This window comes from Ornithinimicrobium faecis (assembly GCF_023923225.1).
GTDB lineage: Bacteria > Actinomycetota > Actinomycetes > Actinomycetales > Dermatophilaceae > Ornithinicoccus > Ornithinicoccus faecis.
Genome location: NZ_CP099489.1, coordinates 4,464,099 through 4,478,954, shown reverse-complemented (window position 1 = coordinate 4,478,954; position 14,856 = coordinate 4,464,099). Strand labels below are relative to the sequence as shown.

Annotated in this window: 14 protein-coding genes; 8 read left to right on the top strand and 6 right to left on the bottom strand. The window is 69.8% G+C overall.

From position 1 onward, the window contains the following. Positions 1–144 precede the first annotated feature (144 nt). Complete coding sequence (locus NF556_RS20630) at positions 145–2,916, top strand: LuxR C-terminal-related transcriptional regulator (RefSeq protein WP_252593148.1); 2,772 nt, start codon at positions 145–147, stop codon at positions 2,914–2,916. Positions 2,917–3,154: 238 nt separating this feature from the next. After that, positions 3,155–3,406, top strand: coding sequence for a hypothetical protein (locus NF556_RS20625; protein ID WP_252593146.1), 252 nt, complete (start codon positions 3,155–3,157; stop codon positions 3,404–3,406). A 331-nt stretch (positions 3,407–3,737) separates the two neighbouring features. Here the strand turns inward: NF556_RS20625 and NF556_RS20620 are convergent, their stop codons facing one another. Together NF556_RS20620 and NF556_RS20615 are read right to left on the bottom strand one after the other, a co-directional pair. After that, on the bottom strand, positions 3,738–4,616 hold the full coding sequence (locus tag NF556_RS20620) for a universal stress protein (protein ID WP_252593143.1): 879 nt from the start codon (positions 4,614–4,616) through the stop codon (positions 3,738–3,740). Then, a complete protein-coding gene (locus NF556_RS20615) occupies positions 4,613–6,067 on the bottom strand; it encodes an APC family permease (RefSeq protein WP_252593140.1) in 1,455 nt (484 codons plus the stop codon). Before NF556_RS20615 ends, NF556_RS20620 begins: the two co-directional genes overlap by 4 nt. A gap of 99 nt (positions 6,068–6,166) precedes the next feature. On the opposite strand from NF556_RS20615, the gene NF556_RS20610 reads away from it, so the two are divergent. From NF556_RS20610 to NF556_RS20600, 3 genes are all read left to right on the top strand, one after another. Then, on the top strand, positions 6,167–7,981 hold the full coding sequence (locus tag NF556_RS20610) for an alpha-amylase family glycosyl hydrolase (protein WP_252593137.1): 1,815 nt from the start codon (positions 6,167–6,169) through the stop codon (positions 7,979–7,981). Between the two features lie 29 nt (positions 7,982–8,010). After that, a complete protein-coding gene (gene mgrA, locus NF556_RS20605; protein WP_252593134.1) occupies positions 8,011–9,042 on the top strand; it encodes an L-glyceraldehyde 3-phosphate reductase in 1,032 nt (343 codons plus the stop codon). Positions 9,043–9,133: 91 nt separating this feature from the next. After that, on the top strand, positions 9,134–9,643 hold the full coding sequence (locus NF556_RS20600; RefSeq protein WP_252593131.1) for a hypothetical protein: 510 nt from the start codon (positions 9,134–9,136) through the stop codon (positions 9,641–9,643). Between the two features lie 242 nt (positions 9,644–9,885). Here NF556_RS20600 and NF556_RS20595 read toward each other — a convergent pair whose 3' ends face one another. Together NF556_RS20595 and NF556_RS20590 are read right to left on the bottom strand one after the other, a co-directional pair. Then, the gene (locus tag NF556_RS20595) at positions 9,886–10,815 is read right to left on the bottom strand and encodes an EamA family transporter (protein WP_252593129.1); all 930 of its coding nucleotides are present in this window, start codon (positions 10,813–10,815) and stop codon (positions 9,886–9,888) included. Positions 10,816–10,864: 49 nt separating this feature from the next. After that, on the bottom strand, positions 10,865–11,671 hold the full coding sequence (locus NF556_RS20590; RefSeq protein WP_252593126.1) for a hydroxymethylpyrimidine/phosphomethylpyrimidine kinase: 807 nt from the start codon (positions 11,669–11,671) through the stop codon (positions 10,865–10,867). Between the two features lie 103 nt (positions 11,672–11,774). Here NF556_RS20590 and NF556_RS20585 point away from each other — a divergent pair, with 103 nt between their 5' ends. The 3 genes from NF556_RS20585 to NF556_RS20575 all read left to right on the top strand — a co-directional run bounded on the left by NF556_RS20585 (position 11,775) and on the right by NF556_RS20575 (position 13,081). Then, positions 11,775–12,380 carry a biotin transporter BioY gene (locus NF556_RS20585; protein WP_252593124.1) on the top strand — a complete coding sequence of 202 codons (606 nt, stop codon included), beginning with the start codon at positions 11,775–11,777 and terminating at the stop codon, positions 12,378–12,380. A gap of 17 nt (positions 12,381–12,397) precedes the next feature. Next, entirely contained in the window at positions 12,398–12,793 is a 396-nt protein-coding gene (locus tag NF556_RS20580; RefSeq protein WP_252593121.1) for a cupin domain-containing protein, read from the top strand. 69 nt (positions 12,794–12,862) lie between these two features. Further along, positions 12,863–13,081 (top strand): addiction module protein, encoded by a 219-nt coding sequence (locus tag NF556_RS20575; protein ID WP_252593119.1) that lies wholly within the window; start codon positions 12,863–12,865, stop codon positions 13,079–13,081. Between the two features lie 162 nt (positions 13,082–13,243). Here the strand turns inward: NF556_RS20575 and moaA are convergent, their stop codons facing one another. Continuing rightward, positions 13,244–14,221, bottom strand: a complete 978-nt coding sequence (moaA, locus tag NF556_RS20570; RefSeq protein ID WP_252593118.1) for a GTP 3',8-cyclase MoaA — start codon at positions 14,219–14,221, stop codon at positions 13,244–13,246. Beyond that, positions 14,221–14,739 (bottom strand): MogA/MoaB family molybdenum cofactor biosynthesis protein, encoded by a 519-nt coding sequence (locus tag NF556_RS20565; protein ID WP_252593116.1) that lies wholly within the window; start codon positions 14,737–14,739, stop codon positions 14,221–14,223. The genes moaA and NF556_RS20565 overlap by 1 nt, the downstream gene beginning before the upstream one ends. Between the last annotated feature and the right edge of the window lie 117 nt (positions 14,740–14,856).

Here is a 14,856-nt window from a genome sequence, read left to right as displayed (position 1 = left end):
CGAGCCCAGGGCCCGGGCTGAGACCGGTCCGTGACTGGAGCCGCCCTGGTCGCCGCGCGATTGTGACCTCGCTGTGCTTCCCACACCCCCGGGGGGCAGGACTAGCCTGACACGAGCGGCGTCACCGGGCGGAGGTCGAGACAGGTGCCGGAGCAAGCGGGGACCCTCGGGCTCGAGGCGCGAGCCCGCGCGCCCTGGCCCTTCGCGGGACGGGCCGAGGAGTTCGAGATCATCACCTCGGTCATCACCTCCTCGCCCATCACCTCCTCACCTGACGACCGGGCCGCCGGGACCCCGGGCTGCGGCGCGGTGCTGGTCGCGCCAGCAGGTGTCGGCAAGACCCGGTTGCTGGCAGAGGTGCGAGACTGGGCCGAGCAGCGAGGGATGCGCACGGCCACCGTCATCGCCACCGAGGCAGCCGCCCGCACCCCCTACGGCGCCGTCCTGCACCTGCTGCCCCCGGACACTGTCGACCCGATGGACCGCACGACCTGGCACGCGAGCTTTGCCGCTGCCCTGCGAGGCGGTGGAGGACCGACCCTGCTGGTGGTCGACGAGGCACAGCACCTCGACCCCGGCAGCGCCGCCCTCGTCCTGCAGCTGGCCATCGAGGGGGTCGCCGTCCCCGTCGTGGCGGTGCGGCGCGGTGAGCAGGTCCACGACTCGATCACGGCGCTCTGGAAAAACAGCCTGGTCCTGCGGGTGGACCTGCAGCCCTTCTCCGCGACGGAGATGCGCGCCCTGATCAGCCAGGCCCTCGGCGGCTCGGTCAGCTCCCGCGCCCTGACCCGACTCGCCGCCGTCTGCGACGGCAACGTCCTCTATGCCAGGGAGCTGGTGGTGGGCGCCATCCAGGCCGGGTCACTGCAGCAGCGGGACGGCATCTGGACCTGGGACGAGCAGGTCGTGCTGGCCCCACGACTCGTGGAGGCCGTGGGCGCCCGGTTGACCATGCTGACCGAGCAGCAGCGCGAGGCCCTGGCGGTGGTCGCGCTGGGCGAGCCGCTGCCGCCACAGGTCGCGGAGGCCGTCGTCGCCCCGTCCGCGCTCGCCGCCCTCGAGGAGCTCGGGCTGATCCGGACCGTCGGCGCCGACCTGAGCACCGTGTTGCGCCTGGCCCACCCCCTGCACGGAGAGGTGGCACTCTCCGAGTTGGGTGGCCTGGCGCGGCGGCACCTGCTGACTCGGCTGGCCGACGTGGTGGACCACGACGGTTGGCGCAGCGACGAGTCGGTCTTCCGCACGGTGAGCTGGCGCCTGGAGGCCGGTGACCCGCAGTCACCGCACGACCTGCTGCGAGCGGCCGTGCGCGCCAACCAGGCCTTTGACTCCCAGTTGGCAGAGCGCCTGGCCCGGGCAGGCCTGGCGTCCCGCGGGTCCGGGGGGAGCACCGAGCAGCAGTCGGTGGGTGAGGCGCTCACCGTCGAGCTCGCACTCGCCCTGATGCGTGACAACCGGCACGCCGAGGCGCACACCCTGCTGGAACAGGTCGAGGACGCCGTGGTCGCCTCGGCGGACCGGCGCCTCCAGGACGCCTACCTGGACACCCGTTTCTGGGTGTGCGGTCTGGGGCTGGGGCACGTGGACGAGGTGCGGCACCTGCTCAACCGGTATGCCGAGGCGCACCCGGGTGCAGACGGAGCCGAACCGGGGCTCACGGCATACCGGGCCAATCTGCTCCTCTGGGAGGGGCGGCCGGCGGCCGCCCTGGCACTGGCCGAACCACTGGTGGAGGCGGAGCGCGGCGAGGTGTCTGAGCTGCAGCGGATGCTGGCCCTGGAGACCTGCAGCGAGGCCCTGGTCAGCCTGGGACTGCACATCAGGGCTGCTCGGCTGTGGGACCAGCTGCGGGCGATGGCCGTGGAAGGCACAGGCAGGGCGCTCTCGGCCGGGGCGGAGGCCGACCTCCAGGCACTGTGGGCTGCGCAGCTCGACGGGCGCTATGACGAGATCCTGCCGGTGGTCTCGACCGTGCGAGACCGGCTGGAGAACAGCCCGGACGTGGTCACCCGCGGGCTGGCCTCGATGGCCCTGGGACGCATCCTGGTGATGACCGGTCAGCTGGCGCGGGCCCACGGGTTCCTGCTCGATGCGGTGGCGGACTTCCGGCGCGTGGACCTCGGGGGCACGCTGGGCTGGACCATGGCCATCCTCAGCGTGACCGCTGCCCAGACCGGTCGACCGGAGGAGGCCAGGAGGTGGCGGGACCAGGCGCGGACGGCGCTCGGCTCCACGTTCAACCCGCGGCAGGCGGCCGACCTGGCCGCCGCTGACGTCTGGCTCGCCGTGGCCGAGGGCGACAGCACAACAGCCTGCTCCCTTGCCCTGGAGGGGGCCGAGCACTATCCCGAGTTGCAGCTGGCCCGGGCCTGGCAGTTGCACCTCGCGGTCCGCGTCGGGGAGCGTGGCCCGCGGGTGGCCACGGCGCTGCGGGAGATCGCCGACCGGGCCGAGTGCACCTATCCGGCCCTGCTGGCCGACCATGTCGAGAGCCTGCGCGCCGGTGACGGCCAGGGACTTGAGGAGGTGGCGGAACGTTTCGCTGAGCGTGGACTGGTGGTGCTGGCCGCCGAGGCTGCCACCCAGGCAGTGACCGCCCACCGCGCCAGGGGATCCACCGACGGAGCGCGTCGTGCCACCGCCCGTGCCACCAGCCTGACGGCGCAGTTCGATGCCCTGAAGACCCCGGCTCTCGAGGCGCCGCAGGAGCTGGTCGAGCTCAGCAGGCGGGAGCTGGACGTGGCCCGACTGGCTGCCGACGGGTTGACCAACGCAGCGATCGCCGACCGGTTGGTGGTCTCGGTCCGCACCGTGGAGTCCCACCTCTACCAGGCCTTCGCCAAGCTCGGGGTCGAGCGGCGCACCGAGTTGAGGTCGCTGTTGCCGGCCCAGGTGCCACCGGGGCGTGACCGCTGACGGGAGCAAGTTGACCGCTGACGGGAGCAAGCCCTACGCCGTCCGTGATGCGCCAGCTCCTCTCCAGATGCGCCGGCTCCTCTCCAGCCAAGGATTCGCCGTGCCCCCTCCACACCCTGAGCTGGCCGGCAAACGCCCCGGACCGGTGGTGGGCTCGCTCAGTCCGCGTGTTGAGTCGTCGGCCGTTCAGTAGTCGGCTACTGGGGCCCCTGAACCGCCTCCGACCTATCGTTTTCCCATGAGTGTCAGAACGTGGCGACAGCAGCTGGACGAGCTGCCGCCCACGCTCGCCGTCGCGCTGCGCCTGCATGATGCCGGACACCCGGACACAGTGGTCGCGACCGCCCTGGACGTGCCGGTCGAGGGCGTGGCCGCCCTGCTGCAGGTGGCCCAGGCCAAGCTCGCGCACCTGGCCGTCCCCGCCAGCAGCCCCGCCACTGGCCACAACCAGTGGTCCACCACTGAGGGTCAGGACGGCACCGGCACCTAGTGTCGTTGGCAGAGCCCGTCCCCCATGAGTCGGGCTCGGTTGCCCCTGACACCCGCTCCTGACACACCTTCCCGGAGGAGCGCGGACCGCCTCGTGTGGGGCACACCGTGGCGGGGCACGCCGCTCCCCGACCCCCTTGCTCGGGGAGCGGCAACCCGTGAGTGCGTGCAAAGCCCCTCCCGGGTCGCTACAGCCACTCATGAGCATGCTGGGCTCAGCGTGCGGCGGAGATGGTCCTGCTGGAGTTGTCGCATGTCGTCCCTGCCGCAGGACTGATTCCGCCGGCCCCTGGTTGCAGGTGCTCAGCCGGCCCCTGCTTGCGGACGCCTCGCTAGCGCACGATCACGACGGGCACGTGCGCCGCGCGCACGATCCGGGTGCCGGTCGGCCCGAGGAACAACCGGCTCAACCGGCCCTCGCGGGACGACCCGACCACGAGGATGTCGTTCTCGTTCCAGGGCACTCGTTGCAGCGCCTTGGACCAGTCAGCGCCTTGCGCCACGGACTGCTCGACCTGATCGGGGTCGATCCCCAGGTCAGCCAGCTCGGCGACGGCACGTCCCTGCTCGACGTTGACCTGATCGATCCACTGGGCTGCCACGATGCGTTCGCTGCGACCCACGCCAGCGGTGAACATCCCCTGACTGGCGACCGCGAAGGTGACCACGCGCAGGGTGGCACCGGCGCGCAGGCACACCTCTGCCGTGCGGCGCAGGGCCCGACGCGAGGGTGCGTCACCACGGAACGCCACCGTCGCCCGGCCGATGACCCCGCTGTCCGGAGCGCCATAACCGTGCGGACCGATCGCCACCGGGATCGGTGAGGAGTGCAGCAGGGCGTCGGCGGTGGAGCCCAGCGAGATCCGGCCCATGGTGCGGGAGGAGCCGAGCACGATCAGGTCTGCCCCGATCCGGGCTGCCTCCCGGCGCAACGCCGACGGCGCCGAACGGCCCCGCACCCAGGAGGTGGTGATCTCGATGCCCCGGCAGTGCTCCTCGATGAACTCCCTGGCCCGCTTGGCAGCCGCGCGTCCCTGCTCGGCCGCCCACACGGCATACTCCCGGTCTGACCCGCCGGAGATCGGTGTCGGCCAAGGGGCCGGCACGACGCTGACGATCGCGAGGTCCTGTCCGTCGGAGCGGGCCAGAGTGGCCGCGAACTCGATCGTGGAGTGGTCGTCCAGGGGGCCAAGGCCCACCAGCAGGGTCATGACTGAACCTCCGAGTCCTCCGTGACGGCCTGGTTGAGCCGAGAGTGGCGTCGACCATAGAGGAAGTAGAACGCCAGCACGATCGCCAACCAGGTGAGGAAGACGACCCAGGTGAACAGTTCCAGGCCCGTCAGGACGTAGACGCACATGATCACCGTGAGGATCGGGGTCACCGGATAGCCGGGCACCTTGAACGGGCGCTCCAGGTCCGGGTTGGTGCGCCGCAGCACCAGCACCCCGATGGCCACCGTGATGAAGGCGCCCAGCGTGCCGATCGAGACGGTGTCCCACAGATAGTCGGCGGGGACGAACCCGGCGATGAGCGAGACCACCAGGGCCACCACGACCGTGTTGAAGTTGGGCGTCAGGGTCTTGGGGTTGACCGTGGAGAACTGGTGGGGCAGCATCCGGTCCCGGCCCATCGCGAACAGGATGCGGGTCTGGCCATAGAGCGTGACCAGGGTGACCGAGAAGATCGAGATCACCGCGCCCGCAGCCAGGATCGTGCCGGCCGTGGAGTTGCCGGTGATGTTGCCCAGGATGACCGACAGCCCGGCCGACTGCTGCTCCGGGCTGGAGAACTCTTCCAGCGGCTGGGAGCCCACGCTGGCGAGCGCAACGAGGACATAGACGGTGATCACGACCACGAGGGCGCCCATGATGGCCCGAGGGAGAGCCTTTTGCGGGTTGCGCACCTCTTCACCGGCCGTCGAGACGGCGTCCAGACCGATGAACGAGAAGAAGATCGTCGCGGCGGCCGCGCTGACCCCGGCCGGGCCGGCGGCCCAGAAGTTGTCGAACCGGTCGGCCTGGAAGGCGGTGAAGGCGATGATGACGAACATCAGCAGGACGCCCAGTTTGATCAGCACCATGATCGTGTTGGCCCGGGCCGACTCGGTGACGCCGCGGATCAGCAGCAGCATGCACAAGAAGACCAGGACGACTGCGGGCAGGTTGATGAAGCCGGTGACGTTGTCCTCGAACGGGATGGGCGAGAAGGACAGGGCATCCGGCAACTGCCACCCGAACAGGCTGGCGGTGAGCTCGTTGAAATAGCCGCTCCACCCGACGGCGACCGCGGAGGCGGCCACGCCATACTCCAGCAGCACACAGGCGGCGATGATCATCGCGACCAACTCACCCATCGAGTGATAGGCGTAGGAGTAGGTCGAGCCGCTGACTGGGATGGCGCTGGCCAGCTCGGCATAACAGATCGCGGAGAGCCCGGCCGCGACGCCGGCGACGATGAAGGCGACGACGACCGCCGGGCCAGCGTCGGGCGTGGCCTCCTGCATCACGAAGAAGATGCCCGTGCCGACGGTGGCGCCGACGCCGAACATCATCAGGGCAAAAGTGCCGAGGCGTCTCTCGAGGTGTTCGTCACTGTCACCGGCATTAGCGATGTCCAGCGGCTTGCGCCGCCGCAGTTGCTCCCACAGCGTGCTGCTCATGCTGGGCCCCTTTGCCTCGGTGCGATATCGGCTAGTTCAGAAGGTAGACCTGTCGCGCTGCGATCGCACCCCATAGCGTCCGGGCCCTATGTTGGGGGCATGTCAGCAACCTCTGCCTCCCCGCACCCCGGCATGGGTGCCACCCTGCACGACGACGGCACGACCTTCCGGGTCTGGGCGCCCAACGCCAGCGCCGTGGCCGTGACCGGCAGCCACGACGACTGGAAGGCGTCCACCGATCTCGGCCCGGACGGCGACGGGTCTGCGGGCACCTGGTCCGTGCACGTGCCGGGGGTGGCAGCCGGCACGGAATACCAGTTCCGGGTGACCACGGCTGAGGGCGAGGAGGTCTGGCGCGCCGACCCGTATGCGCGGGAGATGACCAACTCTGTGGGCAACTCGGTCGTCTACGACCCGGCCGCCTTCGACTGGGGGCAGGACGACTTCCAGATGCCGCACTGGGACGACGTCGTCATCTATGAGTTGCACGTGGGCACCTTCGCGGCCGACCAGGAGCACCGCGGAGACTTTGACCGCGCGGCACAGCGGCTGCCCTATCTGCGTGAGCTGGGGATCTCGGTGGTGCAGGTGATGCCGCCCTTCGAATACGCCGGCGACATCAGCTGGGGCTACAACCCCGCCCACATGTTTGCGGTCGAGTCCTCCTACGGCGGGCCCGATGCCTTCAAGCGGTTCATCAAGGCCGCCCACGAGCACGGCATCGCGGTCATCGTCGATGTCGTGCACAACCACATCGGCCCGTCCGACCTGGACCTGTGGCGGTTCGACGGCTGGCACGAGAACGACGGCGGCGGCATCTACTTCTACAACGACTGGCGGGCCGAGACCCCCTGGGGCGCGACGCGACCCGATTTCGGGCGACCCGCCGTCCGGCAGTTCCTCTATGACAGCGCCAAGCTGTGGCTGCAGGAGTTCCGTTGCGACGGGCTCCGTTTCGATGCGACCGCCTACATCCGGTCGGTGCACGGCACGGTGCACGACGCCGGGTCGATGCTGCCGGACGCCACCGAATACCTCCAGGCCCTGACCGCGGGGCTCTCGGGCGAGCAGCCGTGGAAGTTGCTGATCGCCGAGGACCTGCAGCGGGATGCAACCGTGACGATGCCGGTCGACCAGGGCGGCCTCGGCTTCCACGCCCAGTGGGATGCCGGCTTCGTCCACGTGGTGCGTCGCGCCCTCACCGAGCTGGACGACTCGGCACGGGACCTCAATGAGGTGGCGCACGGCATTCTGGGCACCGGGCGCGGCGCCGCGGGCAACCGAGTCATCTACACCGAGTCCCACGACGAGGTGGCCAACGGCAAGACCCGTGTGCCAGAGGCCATCTCACCCGGTGCCGCCGACAGCCTCGCAGCCAAGAAGCGGGCCACCCTCGGGTCGGCCGCGGTCTTCTTCGCCCCCGGAGTGCCGATGTTCTTCCAGGGGCAGGAGATGCTGGCCGACCGCTACTTCGACGACTCGGTGCCGCTGGACTGGCACGACCTGCGCGAGCACTACGGCATCGTCGCGATGCACCGCCACATGATCGCGCTGCGCCGCAACCGGGAGGGGACGACCGCAGGGTTGCGCGGCCCCAACGCCAATGTCATCCGGGCAGACCAGGAGCGGGGCATCATCGTGTTGCACCGGTGGGGACGCGGCGGTCCGCACGACGACACCATCGTCGTCCTCAACTTCTCGGCGACCTCGGTGGTCGACTATCGCGTCGGCATACCCCGTCCTGGTCACTGGGCAGTTCGCTTCAACGGCGACTCCACCCTGTATGACCCGGAGTTTGGCGACCACCCGGTCTTCGACGTGGACACCGACCCGGTGCCCGCCGACGACTGCGCCCAGAGCGCCACGCTGGCCGTCGGGGCCTATTCCGCCGTCGTGCTCTCCCTGGAGGCCTGAGCGCGACGGGCCTGCGGCAGGATGGGGTCATGCACATCCCGGACCCCACCCGTTATGACTCGATGACCTACCGCCGCAGCGGCCGCTCCGGCCTGAGCCTGCCGGCCGTGTGCCTGGGGCTGTGGCACAACTTCGGTGACGACGTGGCCTTCGAGCGGCAGGAGCAGGTGCTGCGCCGCGCCTTCGACCTGGGCATCACGCACTTCGACCTGGCCAACAACTACGGCCCGCCCTACGGCGCCGCGGAGGAGAACTTCGGGCGCCACCTGTCACGGTCGTTCGCCGGACTGCGCGACGAGCTGGTGATCTCCAGCAAGGCCGGATGGGACATGTGGCCCGGGCCCTACGGTCAGATCGGCGGGTCCCGCAAATACCTGATCGCCAGCCTGGACCAGTCGCTGCAGCGCATGGGCCTGGACTATGTCGACATCTTCTATCACCACCGGCCCGACCCGGACACGCCGCTCGAGGAGACGATGGGCGCCCTGCACTCGATCGTGCAGTCCGGCAAGGCGCTCTATGTCGGGATCTCGTCCTACTCCGCCGAGGCCACCCGCCGGGCCGCGGACATCCTGGCCGACCTGGGCACCCCCTTGCTGATCCACCAGCCGGTCTATTCGATGCTCAACCGCTGGGTCGAGAACGACGAGCTGCTCGACACCCTGGAGGACGTCGGTGCCGGGTGCATCGCCTTCTCCCCGCTGGCGCAGGGGATGCTCACCGACCGCTATCTCGACGGCATCCCGCAGGGGTCGCGTGCCAGCCAGGGCAAGTCATTGTCTCCGGACCTGCTCACGGACCAGTCGCTCACGCACATCCGAGCCCTCAACGACATCGCGCAGGAGCGTGGGCAGTCACTGGCCCAGATGGCGCTCGCCTGGGTGCTGCGCGATCCGCGGATGACCTCCGTGCTGATCGGCGCCAGCAGCGTCGAGCAGCTCGAGGCCAATGTTGGCGCGCTGGACCAGCTCGACTTCACCGACGAGGAGCTCGCCCAGATCGACCAGCACGCTGTCGACGCCGGCATCGACCTGTGGAAGTCGGCCCGCGAGAGCCGCTGAGCACTCCACGAAAGTGGGATGAAACCGAGTCGATAGAGCCCGTCCCCACGGTGGGTGGTGCAAGTTCACCAATCCCGTGAAGGGGGATCAAATGTCCGCGAGGACACGCAAGATCAGCCGGACCGCACTCGCAGCCGTCGCCGCACCGCTGGCACTGGGGGCGGCCGTCATCGGCCCGGCCTCCACGGCCCAGGCGCATGACGGTGCATGGTCCAGCAGTGAGTGGCGCGACACGTCCAGCTGCTGGTGTGAGTTGCCGGATGAGTGGGACGGCACCTACTTCCAGAAGGACAAGGGAGGCGAGGCGGCCAAGATGCGGTTCTACACCGCGGGCGATCAGCTCGCCGGCAAGGTGGAATTCCATCCGCAGGGCGAGAAGGTCTACGTCTACGACACGCTCGCCAACTCCGACGCCTGGTACGTCCAGGTGAGTTGGACCGACGACAACGGCAGGAGCAAGTACGCCTACATCGACCCGCCCAGCGGGGGCAACTACACCTACGAGGACCTCAGCATCCCGGACGGGCACACCGTTACCATCAAGATCTTCGACGATGGTTGGGGCGACGATCACTTCCGGACGATCCACGGAAGGGCCTGATCCTCAGGGGGTCTGATCGGTTGGGCCGGGGCACTGCCCCCGGCCCTTCCTGCTGCGTCGGTATGCCGAGGCGCCGGGTCACCGGACTCCTCACCCGGGTCGTCCCTCACCGGGGTGCGCCGAGCATTCAAACAGGCAAAGTCAACGTGCAGCGAGCCGGCCAGTCCTGTGACCTGCAGTGATGCAAAACCCTCGGTGACGTCGCCTGTTTGGCTGCACGCCCCGACCGGCCCAAAGACGTATCAGGGCACCACATAGCCCGGGTCGCCGGGGTCGTTCTCGCGCTCGTGCGGCGGAGCCTCGTCCTCCACGCGCGCGCCGGTGCGCTCGGCGCCGATGCCCGCGGCCACGACGAACAGGATCCCGATGATCGGCAGGACCCCCGGCTGCTGACTCAGGATGACCAGCCCGAGGACGAGCGCCATGGCCGGCTCGAGGGCCATCAGCGTGCCGAACGAGGCCGTCGTCATCCGGCGCAGCGCGAGCATCTCGAGCGCGAACGGGATGACGGGGAGCAGGATCGCGAGCCCGAGACCGATCAGGACGTGGCGCCAGGTCAGGTCCGGGATGACCGCACCACCGAGGAGCGCGGTGGCCACCAACGCGGCGACGGGCATCGAGATCGCCAGCCCCTGCAGCCCGGAGACCGCGTCGCCCACCCGCTGGGTGAGCAGGATGTAGAACGCCCAGCAGGCAGCGGCACCGAGCGCGAGAGCCACCCCGACCGGGTCGACCGAGTCGCGCCAGGGCTCGGTCAGCAGCAGGACACCCACCATGGCCAGCACCGGCCAGATGGCCGCCCGGCGGTTCCGGCCGCGCAGCACCGCGACAGACAGCGGGCCGAGGAACTCCAGGGCGCTGGCCGTCCCGACCGGGATCCGCTCGACGGCAAACATGAACAGGATCGTGACGAAGGCCGTCACCACGCCGAGTCCGACGCAGGCCAGAAGATCGCGGCGGGCGAGCTGGAGCGGGCGCGGCCGCACGAAGACCAGGAAGATCAGCCCCGCCCAGGTCAGGCGCAGCCACGCGGCACCGTCGGGACCGATCTGGTCGAAGACGGAGAAGGCCGCGACCACGCCCAGCTGGACGCAGAACATCGAGCCCAGCGCCATCAGGGCGCCGGTGCGCGCTGCCGCCTGGGCGTCAGCGCGTGGCTGGGGACCGGTCACCGACCCCGCCGTATGCCGAGGGGCAGGGGCAGCGGGAGCCGGCCCCTCGTCATACGGCCTGCTGGCGCACCACGTCGAAGGGGGCCTGGGACTGCAGCCGGTCCACGATGCCAGCGGTCACGAACGCCTTGGCGGCACGGGCGGCCTCCAACGGGGAGTCGCCCAGTGCGAGGCGGGCGGTGACAGCAGCGGCCAGGGTGCAACCGGCGCCGGCCACGGCGACCTCACCGACCTTGGGGGCGGTGAGCAGCTCGGTCGTCTGGCCGTCATAGAAGACGTCCACGGCGTCGGCGCCCGGCAGGCGGATGCCGCCCTTGGCCAGGACTGCGGCACCGGAGATCTCATGGATCCGCACGGCGGCCGCGGTGAGGTCCTCGACGGTGTGGATCTCCAGGCCGGACAGCGACTCGGCCTCGAAGTGGTTGGGCGTCACGAACGTCGCGAGGGGGAGTACCTGGGCCTTCAGGGCGGTGTCCGTGTCGAGCGCGGCGCCCGGCTCCTGGCCCTTGCAGATCAGGACCGGGTCCAGCACGACCTGGCGGAAGGGGCGCTGCTGCAGGGCCCCGGCCACGGTCGCGATCGTCGTGGGAGTGCCGAGCATGCCGATCTTGGTCACCGACAGCTGGTCCTCGTCATAGGCCGCCGTGATCGCCTCGAGCTGGTCGGAGATCACCTGGGCGTCCACCGGCACGAACCGGTGGCCCCAGTCGGCCTTCGGGTCGAAGGAGACGATGCAGGTGAGGGCGACCGCGCCGAAGACGTGGTTGGCCTGGAAGGTGCGCAGGTCAGCCTGGGCGCCCGCGCCACCGGTGGCCTCGGAGCCGGCGATGGTCAGGGCAACGGGAGCAGAAGTCATCCCTCAATGTTGCCACTGCCCAGGGACAACCTGGTAGCCGGCTGTTTCACGCCGCTGAGGACAGCATCGCGGCGCGTGTGAGCCACGGTCTACGATCGGGCGCATGACGCTCTCGCTCGCAGTCGGCCGGCCCACCCTCGCTGATCACGTCCTCCCGCGTGGTCTCGTCACCGATGTCTCGCTCGTGCTGGGCGGAGCTGCCCTGACCGGCCTGCTCGCCCAGGTGGCGATCCCGCTGTGGCCGGTGCCGATCACCGGACAGACCCTCGCCGTTCTGCTCGTCGGATCGACCCTCGGTGCCAGCCGCGGGGTGCTCGCGATGCTGGCCTATGCGCTGCTGGGCGTGGCCGGGGTGCCGTGGTTCTCTGACGCCGGGCACGGGCTGGGTGTGATGCTCAGCTCGACGGGCGGCTACATCGCCGGCTTCATCCTTGCGGCGGCGCTCACCGGGTGGCTCGCTCAGCGCCAGTGGGACCGCAAGTTCCTGCAGGCGGCCGTCACCTTCCTGGCCGGCTCCGGCGTGGTCTTCCTGGTCGGTCTGCCCTGGCTGGCGGTCGTCACCGGCGCCGACCTCGGTCAGACGCTCGCCTGGGGCCTGTGGCCCTTCATCCCCGGCGGCATCATCAAGGCCCTGATTGCGGCCGCGATCATCCCGGTGGCCTGGCAGGGCGTGCGCGAGCTCGACGCTGCCAAGCGCGACAACCGGTGAGTGGCGAGGGCCAGCCGATGGACTCTGGTCTGTCGCAGGGCTCTGGCTCCCCGAAGGGGCCCGGACTGCCGCTGGCCGAGCCACAACGTGCCGAGCCCGAAGACCTGTCCGCCCTCGGGGCACAACTGCTGCAGGAGGCGACCGAGCGTCCCAACGGCCTGCGCACCCGCCCCGTCGTTCGCGGTCCGCTGCTGCAGTCGGTGCTCTTCGCCCTGCGGGAGGGCAGCCAGCTGCCCGAGCACGAGTCGCCGCCAGCGGCGACCCTGCAGGTGCTGCGCGGTGAGGTGGTGCTCGTCGCAGGTGGCGAGCGGTGGACGCTGCACGCCGGCGGCCTGCTGCCGATCCCACCGGAGCGTCACCACGTCGATGCGCTGACTGACGCCGTCTGCCTCCTGACGATCGCTCGCCCCTGACGGAGGGTCCTGAAGCTCGCCTGTGGATGATCTGCCCCGGACAGTGCGTGGCCGCCGGAACATTGAGTCATGGTGACGCCAGGACTCAAAGCGACGATTGATCGACTCAGTGATGCTGAGCGTCGTGATCTGCTCCATTACCTGGAGCAGACCGTGGACGATGACTTCGCGCTCACCGAGGACCAGATGGCGGAGCTGGAGCGGCGTGATGCAGACCTCGTCAACGGGATCGTTGAGCCGCTGACAGTTGAGCAGCTGATGCAGCGCGTGACGTCCGAGCTGCGGTGACCTGCCCCGGTCTCCCGATGTGCAGGATCCGCGCTGGAGCGCAGGGCACGCCGCAACGATTCGCGCACCGTGCGCGACACGCGGGGTTCAGCCGGGCCGTTGTGCGCGACACGCGGTGTGAGGTCGCCCGTTCGGAAGGCGCACCGGTGCAGAGCGTGCGTGTCAGCCCCCGATGGCGCTCATCGGGCGTCCGGGCTGCAGGAAACCGGGGTCGTTGATGCCGTGACCTGGCAGCTTGGCGGTGATGCAGGCGCGCACCAGCTCGGCGAGCTCCTCGTCTGAGGCGCCCTCACGCAGGGGCGTGCGCAGGTCCGTCTCGGTGTTCGCGAACAGGCAGTTGCGGACCTGGCCGTCAGCAGTGAGCCGCACCCGGTCGCACGCGCCACAGAACGGAGCGGTCACCGAGGCGATCACGCCCACGGTCTCCGGGCCACCGTCGACGTGGAACCGCTCGGCGGGCGCGCTGCCGCGCTGCTCGACCGGCGTCAGCTCATAGTGCTCGCGCAGCAGCGCCAGCACCTCCTCACCGGTGACCATGTTGTCCCGCCGCCAGGTGTGTCCGGCATCCAGCGGCATCTGCTCGATGAAGCGCAGCTGATAGCCGTGGTCCAGCGCGAAGGCCAGCAGTTGCGGCGCCTCCAGGTGGTTGATGTCGCGCATCAGCACCGTGTTGAGCTTCAGCGGCGCCAACCCCGCCGCGGCCGCGGCCTCGATGCCGGCCAGGGTGTCATCGAGGCGGTCCCGCCGGGCCAGGGTCTTGAAGGTCTCCCGGTCCAGGGTGTCGAGGCTGATGTTGACCCTGGTCAGCCCGGCGGCCACCAGGTCCGCAGCGACCTTGTCCAGCCCGAGGGCGTTGGTGGTCATCGAGACCTCGACGCCGAGGGCCGCGATGCCGGAGACCACGTCGATCAGATCCCTGCGCAGCAGCGGCTCGCCACCGGTCAGCCGCACCTCATCGATGCCCAGGTCGACCGCAATCCGGGCGAGGTGAATGAGCTCCTCGGTGGTCAGCAGCGTCGGCTTGGCCAGCCAGGGCAGCCCCTGCTCGGGCATGCAGTAGGTGCAGCGCAGCGAGCACCGGTCAGTCAGCGAGATGCGCAGGTCGCGGTGGGCCCTGCCGTAGGTGTCCAGGAGTGCCATCAGTGATCCCACCCGATGACCTGGCTGAGCAGATGTGGCAGCAGTGGCATGAGGGCCTCCATGGATTGCTCGACACCCTTGACGCTGCCGGGCAGGTTGACCAGCAGTGTGCCGACCCCGTCGGGGTCGGTTGAGTCGGCGACGCCGACGATGCCTCGGGACAGGGCAGCCAAGGGGGTATGCCGTGTCCCTTCCCTCCGCAGGTGCTCGGCGACCCCCACGAGCTCTCGGGTCACGAACCTGCGGGTCGCCTCGGGAGTGAAGTCACGTGGTGAGACGCCGGTGCCCCCGCTGGTCACGATGAGACCAAAACCCTCGTCGATGCCGACCTGGATGCCGGCGGACACCGGGTCCACGCCGTCGGTCACCAGACGGGGGCCGGTGACGTCATAGTCCGCCGCCGTGAACAGGTCGACCAGCAGCGGTCCGGACCGGTCCTCGCGCGCCCCGCTGACCGCGCGGTCCGAGACGGTGATGACCAGGACGCGCGTGACGGGTGGTGCGGCGGTGTCACTCACACCTCCATGCTAGGCCGTGGGCGCGGACGAACACCGTCGGGTGTGCCCACCGCAGACTTAATGCTCACTGACGTGTTGCGTAATTACCTTAGGTTGCCCTAACCTTCGTCGGGTCCT

Excerpts from the sequence above, each read along its gene's own strand:
- NF556_RS20625 (WP_252593146.1), top strand. The coding sequence starts at position 3,155 with ATGAGTGTCAGAACGTGGCGACAGCAGCTGGACGAGCTGCCGCCCACG.
- NF556_RS20620 (WP_252593143.1), bottom strand. The coding sequence starts at position 4,616 with ATGACCCTGCTGGTGGGCCTTGGCCCCCTGGACGACCACTCCACGATC.
- NF556_RS20615 (WP_252593140.1), bottom strand. The coding sequence starts at position 6,067 with ATGAGCAGCACGCTGTGGGAGCAACTGCGGCGGCGCAAGCCGCTGGAC.
- NF556_RS20610 (WP_252593137.1), top strand. The coding sequence starts at position 6,167 with ATGTCAGCAACCTCTGCCTCCCCGCACCCCGGCATGGGTGCCACCCTG.
- mgrA (WP_252593134.1), top strand. The coding sequence starts at position 8,011 with ATGCACATCCCGGACCCCACCCGTTATGACTCGATGACCTACCGCCGC.
- NF556_RS20600 (WP_252593131.1), top strand. The coding sequence starts at position 9,134 with ATGTCCGCGAGGACACGCAAGATCAGCCGGACCGCACTCGCAGCCGTC.
- NF556_RS20590 (WP_252593126.1), bottom strand. The coding sequence starts at position 11,671 with ATGACTTCTGCTCCCGTTGCCCTGACCATCGCCGGCTCCGAGGCCACC.
- NF556_RS20585 (WP_252593124.1), top strand. The coding sequence starts at position 11,775 with ATGACGCTCTCGCTCGCAGTCGGCCGGCCCACCCTCGCTGATCACGTC.
- NF556_RS20580 (WP_252593121.1), top strand. The coding sequence starts at position 12,398 with ATGGACTCTGGTCTGTCGCAGGGCTCTGGCTCCCCGAAGGGGCCCGGA.
- NF556_RS20575 (WP_252593119.1), top strand. The coding sequence starts at position 12,863 with ATGGTGACGCCAGGACTCAAAGCGACGATTGATCGACTCAGTGATGCT.
- moaA (WP_252593118.1), bottom strand. The coding sequence starts at position 14,221 with ATGGCACTCCTGGACACCTACGGCAGGGCCCACCGCGACCTGCGCATC.